Source organism: Thiothrix eikelboomii (genome assembly GCF_900167255.1).
GTDB lineage: Bacteria > Pseudomonadota > Gammaproteobacteria > Thiotrichales > Thiotrichaceae > Thiolinea > Thiolinea eikelboomii.
Genome location: NZ_FUYB01000005.1, coordinates 168307 through 189338, shown reverse-complemented (window position 1 = coordinate 189338; position 21032 = coordinate 168307). Strand labels below are relative to the sequence as shown.

General features: G+C 44.6%; 20 protein-coding genes and 2 pseudogenes. 12 read left to right on the top strand and 10 right to left on the bottom strand.

Annotated features, from left to right (window positions below; translation table 11 throughout):
• Window positions 1-358: 358 nt before the first annotated feature.
• From B5D50_RS07975 to B5D50_RS07965, 3 genes are all read left to right on the top strand, one after another.
• Window positions 359-2566: a mechanosensitive ion channel family protein gene (locus tag B5D50_RS07975; protein ID WP_078922061.1), complete on the top strand. Its 2208-nt coding sequence runs from the start codon at window positions 359-361 to the stop codon at window positions 2564-2566.
• 71 nt (window positions 2567-2637) lie between these two features.
• The gene (locus B5D50_RS07970) at window positions 2638-2889 is read left to right on the top strand and encodes a UPF0175 family protein (RefSeq protein WP_078922060.1); all 252 of its coding nucleotides are present in this window, start codon (window positions 2638-2640) and stop codon (window positions 2887-2889) included.
• A complete protein-coding gene (locus B5D50_RS07965) occupies window positions 2882-3376 on the top strand; it encodes a PIN domain-containing protein (RefSeq protein WP_078922059.1) in 495 nt (164 codons plus the stop codon). The genes B5D50_RS07970 and B5D50_RS07965 overlap by 8 nt, the downstream gene beginning before the upstream one ends.
• Window positions 3377-3422: 46 nt before the next feature.
• Here the strand turns inward: B5D50_RS07965 and B5D50_RS07960 are convergent, their stop codons facing one another.
• From B5D50_RS07960 to B5D50_RS07945, 4 genes are read right to left on the bottom strand one after another with little or no spacing between them, the layout of a single operon-like run.
• Window positions 3423-6134, bottom strand: a complete 2712-nt coding sequence (locus B5D50_RS07960) for a GAF domain-containing protein (protein ID WP_078922058.1) — start codon at window positions 6132-6134, stop codon at window positions 3423-3425.
• Window positions 6131-7132: a hypothetical protein gene (locus B5D50_RS07955; RefSeq protein ID WP_078922057.1), complete on the bottom strand. Its 1002-nt coding sequence runs from the start codon at window positions 7130-7132 to the stop codon at window positions 6131-6133. The genes B5D50_RS07960 and B5D50_RS07955 overlap by 4 nt, the downstream gene beginning before the upstream one ends.
• A complete protein-coding gene (locus B5D50_RS07950; protein ID WP_078922056.1) occupies window positions 7132-8106 on the bottom strand; it encodes an AAA family ATPase in 975 nt (324 codons plus the stop codon). Before B5D50_RS07950 ends, B5D50_RS07955 begins: the two co-directional genes overlap by 1 nt.
• 12 nt (window positions 8107-8118) lie before the next feature.
• Complete coding sequence (locus tag B5D50_RS07945; protein ID WP_078922055.1) at window positions 8119-9339, bottom strand: toll/interleukin-1 receptor domain-containing protein; 1221 nt, start codon at window positions 9337-9339, stop codon at window positions 8119-8121.
• Between the two features lie 417 nt (window positions 9340-9756).
• Between B5D50_RS07945 and B5D50_RS07940 the strand changes: the two genes are divergently transcribed.
• The gene (locus B5D50_RS07940) at window positions 9757-10320 is read left to right on the top strand and encodes a DUF2058 domain-containing protein (RefSeq protein ID WP_078922137.1); all 564 of its coding nucleotides are present in this window, start codon (window positions 9757-9759) and stop codon (window positions 10318-10320) included.
• A 37-nt stretch (window positions 10321-10357) separates the two neighbouring features.
• Window positions 10358-12022 carry a ubiquinone biosynthesis regulatory protein kinase UbiB gene (gene ubiB, locus B5D50_RS07935; RefSeq protein ID WP_078922054.1) on the top strand — a complete coding sequence of 555 codons (1665 nt, stop codon included), beginning with the start codon at window positions 10358-10360 and terminating at the stop codon, window positions 12020-12022.
• Here ubiB and B5D50_RS07930 read toward each other — a convergent pair.
• From B5D50_RS07930 to B5D50_RS07920, 3 genes are read right to left on the bottom strand one after another with little or no spacing between them, the layout of a single operon-like run.
• Window positions 12019-12255 (bottom strand): hypothetical protein, encoded by a 237-nt coding sequence (locus B5D50_RS07930; RefSeq protein WP_078922053.1) that lies wholly within the window; start codon window positions 12253-12255, stop codon window positions 12019-12021. The two genes, ubiB and B5D50_RS07930, sit on opposite strands and share 4 nt — an antisense overlap.
• Entirely contained in the window at window positions 12222-12503 is a 282-nt protein-coding gene (locus B5D50_RS07925; RefSeq protein ID WP_078922052.1) for a hypothetical protein, read from the bottom strand. The genes B5D50_RS07930 and B5D50_RS07925 overlap by 34 nt, the downstream gene beginning before the upstream one ends.
• Window positions 12504-12524: 21 nt before the next feature.
• Window positions 12525-12839 (bottom strand): ElaB/YgaM/YqjD family protein, encoded by a 315-nt coding sequence (locus tag B5D50_RS07920; protein WP_078922051.1) that lies wholly within the window; start codon window positions 12837-12839, stop codon window positions 12525-12527.
• A gap of 381 nt (window positions 12840-13220) precedes the next feature.
• On the opposite strand from B5D50_RS07920, the gene B5D50_RS07915 reads away from it, so the two are divergent.
• The 7 genes and pseudogenes from B5D50_RS07915 to B5D50_RS07885 all read left to right on the top strand — a co-directional run bounded on the left by B5D50_RS07915 (window position 13221) and on the right by B5D50_RS07885 (window position 18247).
• Complete coding sequence (locus tag B5D50_RS07915) at window positions 13221-13496, top strand: hypothetical protein (RefSeq protein WP_078922050.1); 276 nt, start codon at window positions 13221-13223, stop codon at window positions 13494-13496.
• Window positions 13497-13607: 111 nt separating this feature from the next.
• Window positions 13608-14759, top strand: a complete 1152-nt coding sequence (locus B5D50_RS07910; protein ID WP_078922049.1) for an alpha-hydroxy acid oxidase — start codon at window positions 13608-13610, stop codon at window positions 14757-14759.
• 144 nt (window positions 14760-14903) lie between these two features.
• Window positions 14904-15293: pseudogene (locus B5D50_RS07905) on the top strand (element excision factor XisH family protein).
• A gap of 86 nt (window positions 15294-15379) precedes the next feature.
• Window positions 15380-15628 (top strand): annotated as a pseudogene (locus B5D50_RS20835) (element excision factor XisI family protein); the annotation flags it as partial.
• Window positions 15629-15766: 138 nt separating this feature from the next.
• Window positions 15767-16015 carry an Lrp/AsnC family transcriptional regulator gene (locus B5D50_RS07895; RefSeq protein WP_078922046.1) on the top strand — a complete coding sequence of 83 codons (249 nt, stop codon included), beginning with the start codon at window positions 15767-15769 and terminating at the stop codon, window positions 16013-16015.
• A gap of 34 nt (window positions 16016-16049) precedes the next feature.
• Entirely contained in the window at window positions 16050-17051 is a 1002-nt protein-coding gene (locus tag B5D50_RS07890) for a Gfo/Idh/MocA family protein (RefSeq protein ID WP_078922045.1), read from the top strand.
• Window positions 17048-18247: an AGE family epimerase/isomerase gene (locus tag B5D50_RS07885; protein ID WP_078922044.1), complete on the top strand. Its 1200-nt coding sequence runs from the start codon at window positions 17048-17050 to the stop codon at window positions 18245-18247. The genes B5D50_RS07890 and B5D50_RS07885 overlap by 4 nt, the downstream gene beginning before the upstream one ends.
• Here B5D50_RS07885 and B5D50_RS07880 read toward each other — a convergent pair.
• The 3 genes from B5D50_RS07880 to B5D50_RS07870 all read right to left on the bottom strand — a co-directional run bounded on the left by B5D50_RS07880 (window position 18244) and on the right by B5D50_RS07870 (window position 20961).
• On the bottom strand, window positions 18244-19065 hold the full coding sequence (locus B5D50_RS07880; RefSeq protein ID WP_078922043.1) for a hypothetical protein: 822 nt from the start codon (window positions 19063-19065) through the stop codon (window positions 18244-18246). The two genes, B5D50_RS07885 and B5D50_RS07880, sit on opposite strands and share 4 nt — an antisense overlap.
• Before the next feature lie 31 nt (window positions 19066-19096).
• Window positions 19097-20308 (bottom strand): hypothetical protein, encoded by a 1212-nt coding sequence (locus B5D50_RS07875; protein ID WP_143594292.1) that lies wholly within the window; start codon window positions 20306-20308, stop codon window positions 19097-19099.
• Between the two features lie 254 nt (window positions 20309-20562).
• The gene (locus B5D50_RS07870) at window positions 20563-20961 is read right to left on the bottom strand and encodes a MerR family transcriptional regulator (protein WP_078922041.1); all 399 of its coding nucleotides are present in this window, start codon (window positions 20959-20961) and stop codon (window positions 20563-20565) included.
• Between the last annotated feature and the right edge of the window lie 71 nt (window positions 20962-21032).

Here is a 21032-nt window from a genome sequence, read left to right as displayed (position 1 = left end):
TTTCTCCTTACTATGATTAATAATACTAATTAATGATGCTGAATAATCGCAGCATACAGGGGCGCTGCCTTGAGTTAAAACCAGAAAAGCAACTAGCCTGAATCTAGGATATTCAGTTAATTCAAAGCCAAAAGCATAGTAAAAAGAAGTGATATATACACAAAAGGAGGGGTCAGTCTGCCATGCACTCGCCTCATGACCGGTAGCGAGCATTGAATAAGCGACTGTTTATCTGTCAGGAGTTAGATCGTTGAAAATCAACTACCCAGTATTTCTTGAGTCAACTTGCAGAGCGGAGGCTAGCAGCCTAAGGTAGCTAATCAGAATCAGTATCTGGCAAATTGAGCGAGGGGATCGAATGGGCTACAGAGCATTATTCACTTGGGGCTTAGTTAGTCTTTTGTGTTGCTGCCTATGGGGTATGGCAAGGGCGGCTGATCAAGCTTCCACACCCGCTAGCGCTCCCGATTTGCAAGAGCTAGCCCCAGATTGGTGGACTTATTTCGAGCAAGCCAGCCCTGCTGAGCGCACTGAACGGGTCAATACCTTACTAGAACAAATCCAAAAAATAACTAATCCGGCTCATCAAGCAAGCATCGAACGTGTGGAGCAAGCTTTTGAACGCTGGCAAACTATGGTGGAGCAAAAAACCAAAACCACCTTAGATTTACCGCCCTTAGCCCCTCGCCAAACCTATTACAGTATCACCGAGCTCTTACAATTACATGCACGCCTAGCAGAGCGTAGCAATGATCTAGCCGCTCGCACTGAACAGGTACAAGAAACCACCCAAACCCAAAGCCGCTTACACAGTGAACTAGCTGACTTAAAACTGAGTTACTTAGAAACTAAGCCAGATGACCCTGCTCGTACTGATTTAGTATTGGATTGGCTGTATAAACAAGTGCGCTTAGCCACCGTGACAGCGGAACTTAGCCATATCAGTCATACTCGTGACTTATTGGAAGATCGCACCCGCCAATTGCGCGAAGACTTCAACTATGCACAAGAGCATTTAGCACAAGCGGACAATGATCCGATCAATGCCAATGCTTTAGCCCAAGCACAACAAACCCTTACTCAGCTACAAACCCAAGTCGAACAGCAAGACTTGACCAAGAACGTGTTAGATGACACTAGTCTAATGGGGAAATTGCAACAGCAAGGACAAAGCTTACAAAGTCGGCAACTTGCAGTGGATCTTGCTCAAGCACAAGCTCAAGTCATTCGTCTACAAACCGGCTTATACCTGTATGAACTACTCGCAACCACGACCCAATCTGATCCCGATTATGGATTGATGCGAGAGTTTGTGCGCGAAGCCCGTGATAGCACTGTTACCCTAGGTGAAACGGCAGGGCAATGGCGCACTGAATTGAGCAATCAGCGGGCAGACCCTTCTATAGAGCCTGAAGTCTACGATAAAACCGCAGATCCTCAGCAAATCCAAAGCCTACAAGCCGAAAACCGCAGCCTCAGTGATACCGCTTTAGCTGCCGTTGTGCGGCTGGAAACTAACTTAAGTGCTAATACCCTGCTACTGGATTTACTGCATAGTCAGATTCTTAAAGAGCAAGGTGGGGCAAGGGCAGCCGTATCAGCAGTCACCGATACAGCAGGTACTGTCGTGGAGTTTTCATTGGATAGCTTACGTAAACCCCTGTTTGAAATTAATCAAGTCCCGATCACCACTTTAAGTATCTTGCGCTTTGCGATTATTTTGCTGGTGGCTTGGCTACTGTCAGTGTTATTGCGCAATGGTTTGCGTAAATTAGCCCGGGCGCGGGGACGTGAATATGATGGTCCTTTATTTATTGTCCGGCGGGTCTTGCATTACCTCATCATTATCATCGGTTTTATGGTAGCTCTGTCTTTCATTGGTGTGGATGTAAGCAAGTTTGCCCTGATTGCCTCTGCTTTGAGTATCGGTATCGGTTTTGGCTTGCAGAATATGATTAATAACTTTGTCTCTGGCATTATTTTGCTGTTTGAGAAAAGTTTAAAAATCGGTGATTTTGTCGAATTAGCTTCCGGTGTCACCGGAGAAGTGCGGCAAATGCGGGTGCGTAGTACTGTTATTACCACGAATGATAATGTCGATATTGTGGTGCCTAACTCTGAATTTGTTAGCGGGCGCGTGGTTAACTGGACAATGCGTGAGGCCTACCGCCGAATCCGCATCCCCTTTGGTGTCGCCTACGGTACCGATAAAGAGCTAGTCAGGCGCATTTTGATTGAAGCGGCAGAAAAAGTTCCCTACACCCTTGTTATGCCGAACCGTAAGCCACAAGTATGGCTGACTGGCTTTGGTGATAATGCACTGAATTTTGACTTAGTGGTTTGGTTAACTCCTGATGCAGTCAAACGCCCGGGCGCAGTACACGCACATTATTGCTGGGAGATCGAAACAGCCTTAAGATTACACCATATTGAAATGCCCTTCCCACAACGGGATTTGCACCTGCGTACTGCCCCTGCTTTGGCAAAATGGCTAGGCGATGAAGCCAACCCCACCGAAACCCCCGTTTCCTCTGCGGAAAAGCGGATGGTTGACCCGCCTAAATAGGGTGGGTTGGGTATTTGAGCTGAGTTGTCTAGGCTAAACGTTATGAACACAACTGTATCAGGAATAGCACCATGCACTGTTTATCAATACCTTACGCTGATGACCTATTGGTCACATCCGGCAAGGCTCCACGCGAGTTAGAGGAAGAATTACGCTTTTTACTGGCTCTCAAGTTGTTTGAACTGCACCGCTTGTCACTAGGCAAGGCAGCGGAATTCTGCGGGATGGCGAAGCTGAAATTCATGTTTGAACTGGGGCGGTTGGGTGTTCCAGTGGTTAATTTGCAGAATGACCAGATTGCAGACGAGTTGCAGGATGATTAGACCAGCTATCGTTGCGGACAGCGGCCCGTTGATTTCACTGGCCATTATTGGGCAACTGGATTTATTAAGGCAGTTGTATCAGCGAGTTTTAGTTCCACCTGCTGTATGGCATGAGGTGACGGTGAAAGGTTTGGGGATGCCAGGTGCTCAGGCTGTTGCTCAATTATCTTGGCTGGAAATTCGTAAACCGGAACAACAAGTACTCCAGCCACTATCTATTTTGGTTGATCCGGGTGAAGCAGAAGCTATCGCGCTGGCGCAAACTATCGCCGATAGCATTGTACTACTGGATGATTCTCAGGCTCGACGGGTGGCGGAACGTTTCCATATTCCGCGTATAGGGACTTTGGGTATCTTGCGCAAGGCAAAAAAGCAGGGATTGATTGCCGTGATAAGACCTCATGTTGAATATTTGCGGGCGAATAATATTTATATGGCTGAGAATTTGGTGGAGGCTGTGTTGCGGGATGTTGGGGAGTGGAATTGACTGATAGAAGCCAGTAATTGTATGATCATGGCAAATGTATATAATCTCACGATATAAAATATGGTTCATCAAGTATATTATATATAGCTTCATAATCCTGATTTTTTTTCAAATTATTGTGAATGGCCTTAATTAGATCAATAAAGTCACCATCTATCATCTCTTCAGTTATGCTAATATGAGCATAACGTATGAATTTAATAATCTGAGGTATTGATGTGATAATTTCTTGATTTTTTGATAACATAAAAGCATCATGTTGACTTAATGATGAATGCTCTAGGTCTTTTTTAAGTTTGGTTTCTTGAGATTTCCAGTGTTCAATTAAAAGATCCTGTTTATTTGGATCGTGAATAAAATCAATGGCGGATTTTAATATAATGAAAAACACTTCTTTATTTTCGCTTTTAGTCAATTCAATTAACTCTAACATTCCGTATATTGAATGAAGGAATTTTTGACTTATAAAAACAATTAAAAAACCAGTTTTTGATAAAATGTCAATATACTCATTGAGCGAAGAATATGATGATTGTTTATTAAAATCATTTGCAAACGATATAAAAGGGAGCTTCTGAATTAATAAGCTCTCGATCTGAAAAAAAATATCCTTCCCCTCTATTTTATACTCTGTTGCACTATAGCTAAAACCAATTTTCATCGGCCTTAAAATTGCATTTAATAAAATCGGAATGATTGAATCCATTTTAGACAAATCGACTCTAAATATTCGTGTTGCCTCATCGTATTCAATTTCTTTTTTTCTCATATTATTCTGAATCAATATTATGGGCTTTTTACTTTCTTTGCTGATGTATCTCAAGTATCTTTCTTCGATAAGAATAATTGCATCGAAAACATTAACTTCTATTTTATCCAGCATTTCTTCTAGATTATGTGTTACATCAAGCGTTACTGATCTGTATAATTTTCCTATTTGTCCAATCACTGAATTTAATAAATCAAAATCTTTTCCAAATACGAGAAGATTAGGCTTAATATTAGAGCGTTTTTCTTCAAACAGCGCACTCATTTTGGCGGAAAGAATTTCAGCAACCTTCTCGAGGAAAAGCAGATCTGATTCTGAGTAAATATTTTCTTTGTCTGGATGATATGCTGCAATAACACCAATAACTTGTCTTTGAAGTGATTTTATAGGAACTCCAATCCAAGACGCCAATGGATTTCCTATAAACTCTTCCATATAAGGATTTTGATAAAAATCATAACTCTCTTTCAATGTTCTATGAAGTATTGGGTGTCCTGTTAAAATAATTTCCTCTGTTTTTCCTCTTTTTTTCTCATCAAGTAACCTTGAGCTAATTTCCAATGGACTTCCATCTTTTAAAATAAGAGGGAAATGTATTTCATTTTTACCTTCATCATAAAGAGCAATATACAAATTATCAGCAAATATTACTTCTGATATAAAACTCTTGGTGAGATGAAGAATATCATTGATGTCTTTTTGGCTTGTGTTTAATAGCTTGTCTTCAAATTTTCTTAAAAGATTTCTTTCTTCGTTCATTGGATCAATAGCCTGAGAACTGTCATGCCAATCATCTTCCTCGTAAAAGTTAATACTCTGAGAAAAACTTTCAATTATATCCGCATCCTCAGACTCAATCGTTTCATGGTTTTTTATTCCAATAGGATACTCCCAAACATTAAATATAAATGTCATGCCATTATCACAGGCCTGGCAGTTAACATACTCAATGGTTTGATACTGATACTCTGTACCCATACCACGATCAGGGTCAGAACCTACCACTTCATAATCTAAAATCAAATCAGATTTGAGCACTGTATGGATATGTTGGCATTTCCTGCATCGGTAAATCAATGACTCTTCTGTAGTTGTATGGATAATTTGAAATAAACTGCCATCAATCATTTGCAGATCTAAACTGTTAATATTTCTAGGTATGTAAATTTTTTCACCTATCCAGAATGGATATAATTCAATATCAGAGTATTTGGTGTCTTCACTGGGACGAAGTATTACTGTAGTTGGCAATGGCACGGAAATTTCAATCATCTCCAGCCCTTTCTCTGGATTCAATACCTCTAAAATACCGGGACGCAGACGTAATCCTATTTTCTGCTTTTTTACTGTGGGTAATGCACTGACCAAGACTGCTGGCAAAGGCTGTAATTCAGCATTTTCTGCCCACCAATTACCAGCCAATCCCAAAGATGCTACCACATACTGCGAAAGCCATTGTTGCCCGGTATCAGCTTGTTTTGTCCCATTTAGTATGGGTAATGTACCTTTCACCCAACGTGCCAACTCCCGCTTTTCAACATCTCCCTCTGCCACTGTTAAAGTCTTCAAAATACGTTGCACGTTATTTTTTAATGCCTGCTCATCACCTTCTAGCACAGCCCAACGCATTTCCTGTTCGATCCGGTCGGTTTCAGGCCAGTGACGTGTCAGTTTACCAATCTCGGTTTTGGCTGATGCAAAGCGTTCCAAATTCTCATTTTTCAAAGCATCACACAAAGCACGGGCAATGCCGGAGTACATCGTTGCTGCCTGTACATTCCGGGTATGGATTAACGGTGAAAACCAAAGTTCGGTTTCCAGTTCCACGCTGCTTTTGGGGAGAAAGCGCAGACGGAGGTTCCGCAACAACCGTGAATCTATCCGCAAAGCCAAGGCCAGCACTTGTGCATACGCATAAAGTTCAGGTCGTTCTTCCCGCAATTGCTGAATATCTTGCTTATTTTCGGGGGTGGGTTGCAACCAACTCATTGCCGGATGCCTTGTTTGTGGTTGATCAGGCGTTTGACATCAGAAGCGCGGGTGTGTGGATTCCAGTCGATGATAGACATAAGATGCGCCAATTCTTTAGGGCAACGCTTATGCCCCAATGGCGTCAACGCAATCACGGGAATCTGCCAGCGGCGGCAGTGCAAGGCAAAATCACGCCAGACGGATAAACCGGGGCGTAATTCGTGGCGGGCAGTACGGACTTGCCCCAAATCAGTGGCAATCACCACGGGTTTTCCAGCAATTGCTTGCCAAGTTTGTTCACCTGTTTCTGTCCAACGGACTGCGTGGCGTGGATTATCGGTGAATTCATATACTGGGCAAGCGGTTTCCCCTAACACCGCATGAAATTGCTGGATCAGATCGCGCATGTCGTCCCACCACGGCACTAACGCCTCGCTGAAATCCAGCAATAATTGGCAACCTTGTTGGGTACTGAAACGTGGCAGTAATGGCAAACTTCGTAAGGGTTTGCGTTGTACTGAAGCCCGAATCAGCCGAGGCATATCCAAATCATACCCGCGTGAAGGCTGGGCAACACTTGCTGCCAACAAACCCCGCGCCGTGCGCTGCGGAAACAGGGAGTGGCGGGGTACAGGTGGATGATTGGATGCGCCAAGCTCCAGTGGCTTTTGGCTGGCAATTTCCGCTGGCAAAGGAGGCGCAAGTCCCGCTTCCAAGGTATTCGGTAGCTTCTCTATGCGGATGGGCAAGATTTCATCCGGCAATTTAGGCTGTGATTCTGTGTCGGGCGTAGTAATTGGTTTATCGGCGGGTTTGTCTGCACGAGCTTCCGGCTTACGTGGGCTACGCTGCCACGCTCCCCGTGTTGAGCGTTCGTTATGTGTGCTCTCCAGCTTGTCTGCCTGCAAGCCTAAACAACGCGCAACCAACACCTGCTCAGTAGGTGTTATCGTGGGTAATTCTGCCAAGACCCGTACCCAATCACCTAAACCAATTTCAGCCCGCCGGGTTGCCATTATGCGTCCTCTGCTTGCTTGGCTTGTTTGCGTAAGGTGGCTTGCTCAACCTGACCCCATACTTCGCTGTCCGGGGTAATGCCCAATTCCAAGCAAGCTCGCACTGCGTCCAGATATTCACTCGTACCGGGTGGACGGCGGTCTGTGTTTTTGGCATCCACTACCAAGCCAGCAAATTTGTCTGCAACAGCGGAAAATATCACTGCTTTATCCGAATACTTATATTCTTCCTTGAAATGAAAAGTCGCAATGCGTTGTAAGGCTTTCGAATCCGGGCTTTGCAATTCCAGATGAATGCAACGGCGTAAGAAGGCGGGCGGCAAATCACGTTCGCCATTGGTCGTAATCATTACCAACATGTGCAAATCACCAGTGGCTTTGATTTCTGTACCATCCGGTAACTGGAAACTGCGCCGATCCAGCGGCTCCAATAAATCGTTGGGCAAGTCAGGTTCTGCCTTGTCGATTTCGTCCAGCAAGATAACGATACCAGCACCCTGATCTTTCAGTGTTTTAGGTTTGCTGGGTGGCCGGAAACCATCGCCTAATACGGTGATTTCATTTTCTGATTTTCCTTTGGCTAAGGCTGATTCTGCGTCGAATCCCCACCAGAACAAACCCGGTTTCAAATATGCCCAATCTGGCATCAGCCCGTTGTTGTTCCCCACCACAACATGAGCATCGTGCAGGCGTTGCAACTGATCTACTTCACCTGTCAAATCCTCCAAACGGCTACGGGAGGTCAATGTATGTTTCAAATAACTCCAACCCTGGGATTCAGCAATCGCTTTTGCCAACGTAGTCTTGCCACTACCCGGTAGGCCGGAAACCAATAAAGGGCGTTTTGTCACCAAAGCAACTTGCAGGGCAATTTTGATCTCATCGGATAGCACATACGGCGGTATCCCTGCATCCGTGTTGCCTAGCCAGACATTGGTATCAGGAAATTTAAAATCTTTCAGTATGTTGTTCATAGCTTTAGTCCTTTACATGCTCTCGATGTATTGCTTCACTTTACAGTAGTTCAAGTACTGCTCATCTTCCATTGCCACATCCAAGGCGGGTTCAATGGGTTGCAAATCTGGTCTGCAATCGGGAGAAGTTTCTCCGACTGGAATAAAAATGACTGTCGTCGGGTATTTCCCCATGATGTCTTTCAGCAAATTTTCGTCAGGCAAAAGATCAATGTCGGGTGCAACCTCATCGGGTGCAGGGAAAACCAGTAAAATGGGTTCAGAGGTGGTTTTCAGCAGTTTATCTTTGTAGCGCTGGGGCATGGTTTGCAGACCGACACTTTGCCGCATCACTTCTTCAATCGACCCCATATCACGGCAATTACCAACAGGTACGAGCCAATGATTGCCTTTACCCCACGCCCTATCGGCATAACTCCCAGCAGTGAAATCTTCCGGGTTAAAGCCATTGACAGTAATCGGTATCCGTTGGGTATGCGCATTGGAAAGATGAGTAGCAGCGTCAGGATTAACCCACAAATGCTTGACCATGTGCAGCAGAGTGCGGGCTTTCTCTTGCCCTACGACGTGACCGATGTCTTTCATCAAGGCTGACAGGTTTTTCAGTGCCTTGTACTGTTCACTGGCAACCGAAAGTGCCAGCGTGTGGGCAAGATGGGTATTCCAGTTGAGTGTGGCAACACAGTCACAGTCCAGCAGCCTGATAGCACGTTCCAGTGTGGCGGGCTTGATGTACTCCAGCGTTTCGCTCATTTTGAGCAACAAGTCACCCAATGGGGAATAAGGTCGAATGGTTAAACCAGCCAATTCCTCAATGATGTCTTCTGGTGTTTTGTGTTTAGGCGCAAATTGGAGATCGTGCAACCGGGCAACACCGCCCAGATAGGGGCAAGCCTGAATTTCTTGGGCAGTAACATCGTCCAATGTCACCACCACCAGCTTCAACGCAAGGTCGCCATACCTGCGCATCGCAGAAAACGCGGCTTCCTGCCTCACCCAATGGGAATTCAAGGCAGCTTTCGATAACAAAATGACAACCGCATCGCAGGTACAAAGGTTTTGCAGGATTTTCTTGTGCCATTCTTCCCCCGTATGGATTTCCTCACGATCAAGGAAAACATCAAAGCTTTGTCCACCCCCATGCCGATCCAATGCAGTATAGACTTGCTCCAGAAAAGTAATACCTTCTGGTGTCTTACTACTATGGCTAATAAAAACTTTGGGGCGGCGCATCTAAGTTTCTTGATGAAGAATTAAATCTGCAATAAATTATGCCAGATTACTTATTTTTGACCTGATTACAAGTAGGAAGATATATTTCAGTTGCCCCGCTAAAAGCGAACCATTATAAACCAAGGCACTCCGTTCTTTGCTCTTAATCTCTAGCTACAATTATCATAACGGCAAGAAATTCTAAATAAATGAAATCCAATACTTGGACAAGTTTGGTATCGGGAATCTGGTGAATTTCTTCTACCAAGCGTTCCTATAAAAGTTTTACTGCTAACATTTTAATTCTCTGGTAGAGAACAACTATCTTCACACATCATGCCTTTAGACTAACTGCAATACAAATACGTAGTCTTTCCCGACCCAGCCCAAGCAATGCTATACTATCCCCCTCTTGCAGCCACTGCGGATACTGAAAACATGAGTTCCTTAAAAGACCAACTTCTTAAAGCCGGTTTGATTGATCAAGCCAAAGCCGAAAAAGCTAACCGTGAAGAGCGTAAAACGGCGCATCAAAAAACTGCCAAGGCACAAAAAGAAGCCAAGCGCACGGGTGAGGTCAAAGTCGATGAAGCTAAGTTGCTCGCTGAACAAGCCCGCCAAGAGCAAGCCGAACGTTCTAAAGAACTCAACCGCCTACAGCGCGAGCAAGCTGAGCAAAAAGCGATTCAAGCGCAGATTCGCCAATTAATTACCATGAATCGGGTGGATCGCCGACAGGGTGAGTTGCGTTATCAATTTGCCGACCAGAACAAAGTCAAAACCCTGATGATCACTGAACTGCTCCAAGACCGTTTAGCCTATGGCATGTTAGCGGTAGTCCGTTTTGGCGAGGGTTACGAATTGGTACCCCGTGTTGTGGCTGAAAAAATTGCCCAGCGTGATCCCAGTGCTATCGTCGTTTTAAATCTCAATAGCAACCCAAGTCCCACCGAAGATGATCCTTACGCGGCTTATCAAATTCCTGACGACTTAATGTGGTAAATCGTTAAGTCCCCATCCATTTATTCCAAAGGTAGCTATGAAATCCATCACTCGCTTATTGCGCCTTTGGGCTATTCAACGAGTTTTTATCCGGCATGGTCTGGATGAACTTGTCTTGAGTATTCCGCTGTTTCGCCCTGTCGCTTTTCTTTATTATTTATTTCCGTGGAATTGGCGGCGGCAACGTCAAGACTTTGGGCCACGCGGTGAACGGATTCGTCTCTCGCTGGAAGAATTAGGGCCTATTTTCATTAAATTCGGGCAAATGCTCTCCACCCGCCGTGATCTAATGCCCGATGATATCGCCATCGAACTCACTCGCTTACAAGATCGCGTACCACCTTTTTCGAGTGCAACTGCCCGCCAATTGATCGAAAAAGCTTATGGTCGCCCAGTCACAGACGTATTCCAGCATTTTGAAACCGATCCAATGGCCTCGGCCTCCATCGCTCAGGTCCATGCAGCTACCCTTTGGAATGGCAAGGCAGTCGTGGTGAAAGTATTACGGCCGGGGATTGAAAAAACCATTCGCCAAGATATAGCCGTCATGTATTTATTGGCTGAATTAGTCCAACGTTATTGGAAAGATGCGCGGCGTTTACGCCCAGTAGAAATTGTCGCCGAATATGAAAAAACCATCTTCGATGAACTGGATTTAATCCGCGAGGCCGCCAACGCGAGTCAAGTACGACGCAACTTTGAACAAGAACCGATGTTGTATGTGCCAGAGATCTACTGGGATTACACGCATACCAATGTCATGGTGATGGAGCGGATTTATGGAATTCCCGTCGGCGATATTCAACGCTTAAAAGATCTAGGCGTGAACTTTAAGCGGCTTGGTGAATTAGGAGTGGAAATTTTTTTCACGCAAGTGTTTCGCCATAATTTCTTCCATGCGGATATGCATCCCGGGAATATTTTTGTGGATGCGACACAGCCGAATGAGCCACAGTATATGGCAGTCGACTTTGGTATCGTCGGCACTTTAACGCCTGAAGATAAGCGCTATTTGGCCGAAAATTTCTACGCTTTTTTTAATCGTGATTATAAGCGAGTCGCTGAACTACATGTGGAATCGGGTTGGGTGCCACCGACTACTCGAGTGGATGAATTTGAATCAGCGATTCGCTCTGTTTGTGAGCCGATTTTTAATTTACCGATTAAAGATATTTCCTTCGGCAATTTTTTGCTGCGCTTATTCCAAACCGCAAGACGCTTCAATATGGAAGTGCAGCCACAATTAGTCTTATTACAAAAAACCCTCTTGAATATTGAAGGTCTAGGCCGTCAGCTTTATCCTGATTTAGACTTATGGTCAACGGCTAAACCTTTTATTGAACGCTGGATGGATGAGCAAGTCGGTGTGCGCGCCCTGTTGAATGGTGTAAAAGTTAATCTACCCAAACTTTTGGAAAACCTCCCCTATATGCCGAATCTATGGCATGAAGTTCTCAAGCAAGCAACTCAGCAACAATTAAAACTGCAATATGAATCCAAACAACTAGAACAATTGCAACAGGAGTTAAAACACTCACAAACTCAGCTGCGCTTTATTATTGCGGGCGGAAGTTTAATGGTGGGTGCGAGTCTACTGATTAGCTCCGCCGATTTAAGCTTAGACCCAGCCTTGAGCGCTTTGAGCTGGAGTGTAGCTTTGCTAGGGCTGGCTCTGCTAGGCTATGGTTTATTAAAACGCTAGAGCAATTTACGTGCAACTGCCATCCCCAACTCAAAGAGGCCAGTCGCTGTATTGGTATTGACCTTGCCCTTCCTCAGTACACGAAAAGCGAGGAAACCACCCACTAAGCCTAAAGCAACGATGGGTAAAGGACGGCGGCGCAATGGCTCTAAATAATCCACGCTAGCGACATTAGCTCGCAAACGAGCTTTAGCTTCTTCTACAGACGTTGGCTTAGGTGTCGAACGTACCATGTCACGCCTCCTGTTAGCACTAAACCTGCACTCGCAGTGACTAATAAGACCGTTGGCAAGCTCCAATATTGAATCAAGAAATTATACAAAGCGGCCATTAATAACACGAGGCTAGTTAGGAATAAAACAGCAGCTACGGTCATCAATAAAGAGATAGCAATTGTTTTCAGAGTCTTTTGTCTTAATAGACGTCCTTCTGCCTCCACCAAATCGAATAAACTAATGACCACCTCTGTTATTGCCTTCATACGCTGCTTACCTAAGGTTAGTTAGCTGTTTTTGCCACTGAGTAACCGTGATAACACAAACCCTAGGCTAAACGCGATGCCCAAACTAGCTAAAGGATTCGCTTTAATATAGTGGGTCACTTGCTCAACACCTTCACTGCCGACCGCTTGTACTTGTTGAGCCTTTTTCAAAGCAGCCTCTTTATAATCCTCTAGTTCATTCGTCAATTTTTTATTCAAAGTAACGGCTTGCGCTTCACCCTTTTCTTGCAATGATTCTAACAACATAGCCAGCTGTGATTTCATTTTTTCAAACTCAGCCTGTACATCAAATTCGGACTCTTGCGGCTTGGCCATCGCTAATCTCCCTGTCAGTAAATGAGTAAAATAAAGTAGTCAATCAGACATAAACAATGAAGAGGTGCATCTTCTTATACCTTATAGCAAAGTTTACTCCACACGCTAGAAAACCTCCTGAATTAGAGGTGTAATCGTAGAAAGATCGTGAGGTCGTGGTACCTTAACCCAACTCGCAGCTCCCGTGATTATAATATAAGCATAAGCGCCTGATAGTCGCTTAGTGACGCTCGATCGGCAGGGTTCTTGACAAAAAACCGGACAGACACTATAGCTAGCTAAGATCTTTCTGTTAATATTTGCGGAATAGAGAGACTCTTACTTCTTGCTCGCAGAGCAGTGCATACCCCTCAATTAATCTGTTAACAAAGGAAGCATTCTATGAAAATCCGTCAAATGGTTTTGGCTTTATCTGTGTCGGTACTCGCGTTCTCTTCTAGTGCTTTTGCTGAAGGAACTTTCTATGTAGGCGCTAACGGCGGTCCTTTGTACGGAACTTATGGCTGTGTTATGGCTGCTAATGAAACCCCTTACAGTGAGTGTGGTGCTAAAACCGAACCTGCTAAACCAGCACCAGCTCCAGCGCCTGTGGTTAAGGTCATCACTGACTGCAAGCAATGTGCGATGCAGAAAAAGGCTATGCCTAAAAAGAAATAACGCGCCAGTTTATAGGCAAGTTATTCTCTACTAACGGAGGTTCTTGACTTCCGTTAGCTAGTTCAAGACTCCCGCTTTCATTACACTGAAGGCTAGTTTGGGAGTATCAAGATGAGCATGCAAGATTGCTATAATTTTCAAGATTTTCGCCGCTTAGCTAAACGTCGGTTACCTGCTCCTCTGTTTCATTATATTGATGGCGCAGCCGATGATGAATGGACAGCTAAGCGTAATACCGAGGCTTTTAACTCAGTTGCCCTGATTCCCAATGCCTTAGCGGATTTGTCTCATTTAGATTTAAGCACCACGTTATTCGGGCGCAAGCTCGCTATGCCGCTGTTTTGCGCACCCACCGGCATGACACGCTTATTTCATCCTGAGGGTGAATATGCTGTGGCACGGGCAGCCGCTCAAGCAGGTACCCTGTATAGCCTATCAACCCTCTCGACGGTCAGCATTGAGAATATCGGCAAAGTCAGCGATCAGCCGAAAATGTTCCAGATTTATATTCATAAGGATCGTGGTCTAACCCATGAATTGGTCGAGCGCTGTCAACTAGCGCAATTTGATGCCTTATGCTTAACCGTTGATACGCTGGTGGCTGGCAATCGTGAGCGGGATCGGCGTACTGGTTTGGTGATGCCACCTCATCTTACCCTGCAAAGTATGCTCAGCTTTGCTTTGCATCCGCGTTGGGCTTATCACTATTTGCGCAGTGAAAAATTTCAGCTGGCCAATGTGGCTGATCGCATTAGCACAGGCACTGATAGTTTGGTATCTGTGATGAATTATGTGAACAGCCAATTCGACCGCACAGTGGTATGGAAAGATGCCGAAGCGATTATTGCGCAATGGAACCAACCTTTCGCGATTAAAGGTATTATGTCGGTGGAAGATGCTAAGCGTGCGGCGGATATTGGTGCTTCGGCGATTATGATTTCCAATCACGGCGGACGGCAATTAGATGGCTGTGCAGCACCTTTTGACATGCTACCGCGCATTGCTGATGCGGTTGGTGATCGGCTCGAAATTATTCTGGATGGCGGTATTCGCCGTGGTTCGCATGTACTCAAAGCCCTCGCTGCAGGAGCCAAAGCTTGTTCAATTGGCCGCAGCTATTTATTCCCACTCGCCGCTGGGGGGCAAATCGGTGTAGAGCGTGCTTTAACTTTATTCCGTGATGAAATTGAACGCGATATGATTTTAATGGGGTGTGCGTCTTTGCGTGATCTTAGCTCTGAGCAATTCATGCGGGTGCAATGAATAGGACTTTTAATCAGCACTTTAAGCCCAAACTTATGATGACTTGTGATAAGCCAATACCGTTCAAGACATTGTTGATATACTTAGACTGAGACTCATACAAATATAGAGGATTGAATGTCAAAACGGGATAAATAGCATGATATTGTCAAGCTAGCCCTTATCAAGGAAGGTTGGACGATTACTCATGATCCGTATTTTTTTTAAACCGATCCTAAACTAGCCACCGACTTAGGAGCAGAGCGGTTATTGGCTGCTGAGCGCGGCTATGAACGCATTGCAGTTGAAGTCAAGAGTTTTCTGAGATCATCTCAAGTTGTTGATTTAGAAGAAGCGATTGGACAATATGCACTGTACCAGCTTTTCCTTCGTCAGCAAGATCCTGAACGTCAACTCTACTTGGCTGTACCCCGTCATGCACTCGATAACATTCTCAGCCGAGAGGTGGGGCGGGTAGCAATAGAAGGGCTAAAAGTCAATGTGGTTGTTTATTCTCTAACGGAAGAGGAGCAGCTTCAATGGAAACCTCAATAGTATTTTATCAACGTTGTATTAAACAAATACTCAATGAGTATGCGTTATTACAAACAGCGCAGCTAACCACATAGTTAGTATTTGATGATGAGCGTGGACACTATTTAGTTCTGTGGCTTGGCTGGAATGGACATAAACGCATTCATGAATGCGCTATTCATATAGACATCATCAATGACAAGATAGTGATTCAGTGGAACGATACCGAAGAATTATTAGAAGATAGTTTACTATCATTAGGTGTACCTAAAGAACATATCATCATAGGAACTATTCCACCCCTCTTAAGTGCTTCATCGCCTGAAAACAATCAAACCTATTCAAGAGCAGCTTAATAAAGGTTATGCGCTCAGCGAGGCTGCATTGTACTGATGAAAAAATAATGTTAAGTACCCTGAAATTAGATCGAAGATTTCCGAATAGCGCTATTCTTGCTACAGTTAAAGGCTTCATTTAGCCAAGAGAGTTGTTGTATGACTGCTTTAACCACCTGCGTTTTCGTTCAAGTCCGTTGCAAACCCGGCAAAGCTTATCTGGTTGCGGATGAAATTTTTGAGCGTGAGATTGTCTCAGAATTATACTCCACCAGTGGTGAATGGGATTTATTGATGAAAATCTACATCCCTGAAGAAGACGATATTGGTAAGTATATCAATGATCATATTTTGAATATTGAGCATATTGAGCGCTCATTAACGACCCTCACGTTCAAAGCGTTTTAACTGCCCTGCCTATCACCACAGTAAGGATCTCGTTATGACAATTGGCTTCGGCTTTATTGGCGCTAGTGACATTGCCAAACACAAAATGCTGGCTGCGATTCGTAATACCCCCGATTGTGAGGTCGTCTCCGTTTACAGCAGTAATCTTGAACGAGGGCGTGCCTATGCCGCTGAAACGCAGATTCCCCATGCAGCTAGCTCACTGGAAGATTTACTCGCTAACCCAGCAGTGCATGCGGTCTATATCAGCACCACGAATGAATTACACCATGCACAAACTCTCGCAGCTGCTCAAGCAGGCAAGCATGTGCTCTGCGAAAAACCACTGGCCATGTCGCAGCTAGAAGCGCAAACAATGCTTGACGCCTGTCGGGAAGCGGGGGTAGTTTTGGCCACTAATCATCATCTGCGCAATGCCCATGCCCATCAGGCCATGCGTGACTTGATTGCCAACGGAGCAATCGGTAAACCCATTGCCGCTCGGGTGTTTCATGCTGTTTATTTGCGGGAATCCTTACAAGGTTGGCGTTTAGATAAACCTGAAGCTGGCGGCGGAGTGGTGTTAGATATTGTCGTGCATGATGTCGATACCCTCCGCTTTGTACTCCAAGCCGAACCGACAGAAGTGATTAGCTTATCCCAGCAGTTTGGGATGAGTGCGGGTAGTGTTGAAGACGGTTCGATGGCCGTGTTTCGTTTTGATAATGGCGTGATTGCGCAAGTCCATACCGCCTTCACCGTGCCTTATGCAGGCAATGGCTTTGAGGTGCATGGAACAGACGGTTCATTAATTGCAAAAAATGTGATGCATCCAGCTGCACAACCCGAAGTTTTGCTGCGTACCGCCAACAGCGAACAACGCTTAGAACTCGCCGCCAATGAGGTATATAGCCTAGGGGTAGCGCGCTTTATCGCAGCCATCCAAGGCACGGGCAAACCTGCGGCCAGCGGCGAAGACGGCTTATGGTCTTTAGCAAGTGCGTTGGCCTGCCTAGAATCAGCTCACACGGGGCAGAAAGTGGCGATTTCAGTATGATGAATCTAACTCCAACCTCCGCTCAATTCGCTAGTCGAGAGTTTTTAGAGCAGCATATCCGTACAACTTTAGACTTTTATCAGCCTAAGGTTTTTGATCCAACTGGGGGCTTTAAGCATTTCTTTCGGGATGATGGCAGTATTTATAACGCCAGCACTCGGCATTTGGTCAGCAGCACACGTTTTGTGTTTAATTATGCAATGGCAACCCGCTATTTCCCTGATTTGAATTACAGGGATTGGATTCGGCATGGTTTAGCTTATCTGGAAAATGTCCACCGCCAAGCTGAAACCGGAGGCTATGCTTGGCTATTAGAGACTGGCAAAGTGACCGATGCGACCAATCACTGTTATGGCCTAGCTTTTGTAATAGTGGCAGGGTCTACTGCGCTCTTAGCGGGTGTCGAGGAAGGCCGCAAGAGCCTTGAGCAAGCTTGGCAACTGCTTGAGCGCTACTATTGGGATGAAGCTCACCGCTTATACCGCGACGAGGCCAATGCAGACTTCAGCCTGCTTGCTCCTTATCGTGGGCAGAATGCCAATATGCATGCCTGTGAAGCGATGCTCTGGGCTTATGAAGCGACCCAAGAGTCGCGCTTTTTAGAGCGTGCGGCCTGTTTAGCGGAGGCAGTGATCCATCAATTAGCTAGCCAAGCCAATGGCATAATCTGGGAGCATTACGATGCTAACTGGCAAATTGACTGGCAATATAACCTCGATGACCCTAAACATTTATTCCGACCTTGGGGCTTTCAACCGGGACATCAAACAGAGTGGGCAAAACTACTCTTAATCCTCGATCGTCATCAACCTGCGCCTTGGCATTTAGAATGGGCAGAAGCCTTATTTAACCAAGCTTTAGAGCGGGCATGGGATTATGACTATGGCGGTATTTGCTATGGCTTTGCCCCTGATGGCTCGATTTGCGATGGCGATAAATACTTCTGGGTGCAGGCAGAAAGCTTGGCAGCCGCAGCTTTACTCGCGCAAGCGACGGGCAAGCAAACTTATCGGGATTGGTATCAGCGCATTTGGACTTACAGTTGGCAGCATCTGATTGATCATCAATACGGCGCTTGGTTTCGTATTCTCAGCCGAGAGAATCAACGTTATGACGATCACAAATCACCCGCAGGCAAAACTGACTATCATACGATGGGAGCTTGTTATGAAGTGCTACGCTCGGGTTTCGTTTAAAAATGATAATCCAGCCACCAACTCGAGCTGTGTTGAGGAGCGATGATGGTTTGGAAAAAAGGCTCCCATGAAAAACAATGCTGATTGCCCCAAATTGGAAAATAGCTCGGCACATAGGAACAATTAGCGCCAATCAAACCTAATTGATCATGGCGCTGCAAAATCGTTAAAGGCTGTTGTGCCTGATGATTCAACGGCAAATAAAAACCCTGTTGCTGTGCTTGAGTTTTGCGCTGAATAAAGCTATTCGCTGCCAATTCATAACCCAAATTCCCCGCTGGTAACTGAAAAGGAATATTGAAATGGCATAACTCTGCGGTTCGTTGTGGCTGTGGATAAAACGGATGCGGAAACCAACTAATCGGAATAAAAGCTGCACCTCGATTAGTGAGCTGCGTATGCGAACGCAAACTGCGCCCATTTAAAGTCAGAGTACGGATTAACTGCAAAGCATAAGCGTCAAAACTTTGCTCGGTCGTGAAGCGAAGCTCGTAAGGTTGCTCTTCAATCTGCCAATCACAAAACCGGGTGACTTGTTTTGCCAATAGATCACAAAGACCCACACCAATTATCAGTACCTCACTATCATTTTTTTGTGGAGAGCGTAATGGCATCCAATTGAAAGCATCCGGTATTCCCTGCCCATCAAACCAATTAAAGCTATCAGGATAAGTAGGGCCTGACAGCAAATGGCCGTGCTTAAGATCAGAAACTTGATAAATATAGCCTCCGGTACAATAGCGGACACCGAACTTATTTCGATCGGTGATCGGGTCGAGGATCTCAATTTGTAAACTTGAGTTAGCTAAACAATACATAATAAATACGTTTTGATCTCAATAATTTTTTTCAATAATTTACTGATGCAAATAGCTTAAAATGGCTGTCTGTCTGTCTGTCTGTCTGTCTGTCTGGCAATAATCGTTTCTTCAGAGCAGCTTGTTTATTTTCATGAACCTGCAAAATCTGTGCTACTTGCTTTTGGAGTCGCTCAAATGAATCCAATAATTGAATAGGCCAAACTTGTAATAGAGTTTCAGTCGGTAGGTTCGACTCGTTCAAGTCCTGACTATGCAATCTTTTATAAACCTTGATGGTTTGAGACTCAAAGACAAATACAATCGCCTTCACCTGTCCCATGAAAAAACTTAGTTCGTTGCCCACGACCTTAGCCTTTTTAAAATGCAGGTTAGTATCCTGCCTACAGTAAAGAACGAGTTTTTTGAGTATAAAATTGAGCCTAGCTGGCGTGTAAAAGCTGTCATCCATCCATTGACTAAACAAGTTATTCGCATAAGACCGTAAGTCTTGTAGCTCTGCCTCATCTAAAATAGCTTGTCTAAGCGTTCTAGGCAGGCGCTGCTCAAACAGTGCCTCAAGCTGAACTTTAATGAGATTTTTATAAAAATCAACTTGCTTGACTGGATGCAGAATTTGATCTTTATGATAACGAATTGACAAATCTTTATGCTTAAAGGGATGTATTGAAAAGAAATTAAACTGCTCAGGAAAGTAATCCGATAGATTCACAGGCCGGACGCCAACCGCCATTAAGGCATTCGCTAGCAGCGCCTCATCATTAGGGAAAGAACCTGTATACTTACCTGCAAAAAAATCTGCGCTCAGACTTTGACGTTTCGTATATAAAATCTCAATTGATCTTTTTGACAACCGAGTGAGTGGAAAAAAACAGCGATAAGGTGGATCTAATAAAATTTTTGCACTTTCATACCAACACCACCCCGCATCTGCTGGCGAAAAATGTGTAACTAAAGCCTCATCGGGTTGATTAGCAAAAAACTCGAAAAACTTGACTACCGAATCTAAGTTGAGTAGAACATCTGGCTCAATCAGCCAATAAAAATCAGCAGCAACTGCTTTGTAAAATACATAGTAAAAATAATCCCCACAAGCCCATGCGATCCTACCTTTATTATAAAGACCCTGCGCCTCAATAAAGTGAGCGCTTAAAGCAAGCTTATGTAGGTTCTCTGGGAAGTTTTTGGTTTTTTCTAGCTCGTCAACTATGAAAAAAATGGCATCTTTATGAAAATAAGCCAACAAAGTTTGATATAAAAATCGCTCTGACTCACCGAAATCTTGGCAACGAATACCGATAACATGCTGTTTATTTAGCATAAAAGATAACTCTAAATGGGTATAAGAGGAGTGATTTGAGAAAGCTATACTCTAAAAAGACTAATCGGGCTTAGTTAAGCCAATTTAAATGAATCGGCACAAATAAATCAATCTATTTGTGCCGACTTAGTGAATTTTCACGCCCAAACTTAAACCTAGAGGTTGTTTATTTCACTTTAATTTACTTTAGCTCGCTCTAATTCGGCTAAAGTTGAGCGGGCTTTATCTGCAATGCGGTCAATTTCTGCAAGCGTCAATTCAATATCACGTCGTTGTGTTAATAAAATATCACGTCGCTCTTGCAGTTTTTCTAGCAAGCGCTTGAGCTGTTTTTTTTCGTCACGACCTGTATTGTCGTACATGTCGATCAGCTCTTTGACTTCGGCTAGGCTCATCCCTAAACCTTTGCCACGAATCGCCAAACGCAAGCGTACTCGATCGCGTTCTGCATAAATACGCTTATTCCCATCGCGCTGCGGTGCAACAATGCCGATTTCTTCATATAACCGAATCGTGCGAGGAGTGACTTCATGCTCTTTGGCTAAGTCCGATATTGTGTAAGTTTTCTGTTCCATACTGAAAAGTATTTTTTCACGGCTCTTGGGTTGGTGTCTATGCTTTCCTGCGGGTCTGCATGACAATCATA

What these genes read in the sequence shown, in the direction of transcription:
- B5D50_RS07975 (WP_078922061.1), top strand. Translation starts at nt 359, where the DNA reads ATGGGCTACAGAGCATTATTCACTTGGGGCTTAGTTAGTCTTTTGTGT.
- B5D50_RS07970 (WP_078922060.1), top strand. Translation starts at nt 2,638, where the DNA reads ATGCACTGTTTATCAATACCTTACGCTGATGACCTATTGGTCACATCC.
- B5D50_RS07965 (WP_078922059.1), top strand. Translation starts at nt 2,882, where the DNA reads ATGATTAGACCAGCTATCGTTGCGGACAGCGGCCCGTTGATTTCACTG.
- B5D50_RS07960 (WP_078922058.1), bottom strand. Translation starts at nt 6,134, where the DNA reads ATGAGTTGGTTGCAACCCACCCCCGAAAATAAGCAAGATATTCAGCAA.
- B5D50_RS07955 (WP_078922057.1), bottom strand. Translation starts at nt 7,132, where the DNA reads ATGGCAACCCGGCGGGCTGAAATTGGTTTAGGTGATTGGGTACGGGTC.
- B5D50_RS07950 (WP_078922056.1), bottom strand. Translation starts at nt 8,106, where the DNA reads ATGAACAACATACTGAAAGATTTTAAATTTCCTGATACCAATGTCTGG.
- B5D50_RS07945 (WP_078922055.1), bottom strand. Translation starts at nt 9,339, where the DNA reads ATGCGCCGCCCCAAAGTTTTTATTAGCCATAGTAGTAAGACACCAGAA.
- B5D50_RS07940 (WP_078922137.1), top strand. Translation starts at nt 9,757, where the DNA reads ATGAGTTCCTTAAAAGACCAACTTCTTAAAGCCGGTTTGATTGATCAA.
- ubiB (WP_078922054.1), top strand. Translation starts at nt 10,358, where the DNA reads ATGAAATCCATCACTCGCTTATTGCGCCTTTGGGCTATTCAACGAGTT.
- B5D50_RS07930 (WP_078922053.1), bottom strand. Translation starts at nt 12,255, where the DNA reads ATGGTACGTTCGACACCTAAGCCAACGTCTGTAGAAGAAGCTAAAGCT.
- B5D50_RS07925 (WP_078922052.1), bottom strand. Translation starts at nt 12,503, where the DNA reads ATGAAGGCAATAACAGAGGTGGTCATTAGTTTATTCGATTTGGTGGAG.
- B5D50_RS07920 (WP_078922051.1), bottom strand. Translation starts at nt 12,839, where the DNA reads ATGGCCAAGCCGCAAGAGTCCGAATTTGATGTACAGGCTGAGTTTGAA.
- B5D50_RS07915 (WP_078922050.1), top strand. Translation starts at nt 13,221, where the DNA reads ATGAAAATCCGTCAAATGGTTTTGGCTTTATCTGTGTCGGTACTCGCG.
- B5D50_RS07910 (WP_078922049.1), top strand. Translation starts at nt 13,608, where the DNA reads ATGAGCATGCAAGATTGCTATAATTTTCAAGATTTTCGCCGCTTAGCT.
- B5D50_RS07895 (WP_078922046.1), top strand. Translation starts at nt 15,767, where the DNA reads ATGACTGCTTTAACCACCTGCGTTTTCGTTCAAGTCCGTTGCAAACCC.
- B5D50_RS07890 (WP_078922045.1), top strand. Translation starts at nt 16,050, where the DNA reads ATGACAATTGGCTTCGGCTTTATTGGCGCTAGTGACATTGCCAAACAC.
- B5D50_RS07885 (WP_078922044.1), top strand. Translation starts at nt 17,048, where the DNA reads ATGATGAATCTAACTCCAACCTCCGCTCAATTCGCTAGTCGAGAGTTT.
- B5D50_RS07880 (WP_078922043.1), bottom strand. Translation starts at nt 19,065, where the DNA reads ATGTATTGTTTAGCTAACTCAAGTTTACAAATTGAGATCCTCGACCCG.
- B5D50_RS07870 (WP_078922041.1), bottom strand. Translation starts at nt 20,961, where the DNA reads ATGGAACAGAAAACTTACACAATATCGGACTTAGCCAAAGAGCATGAA.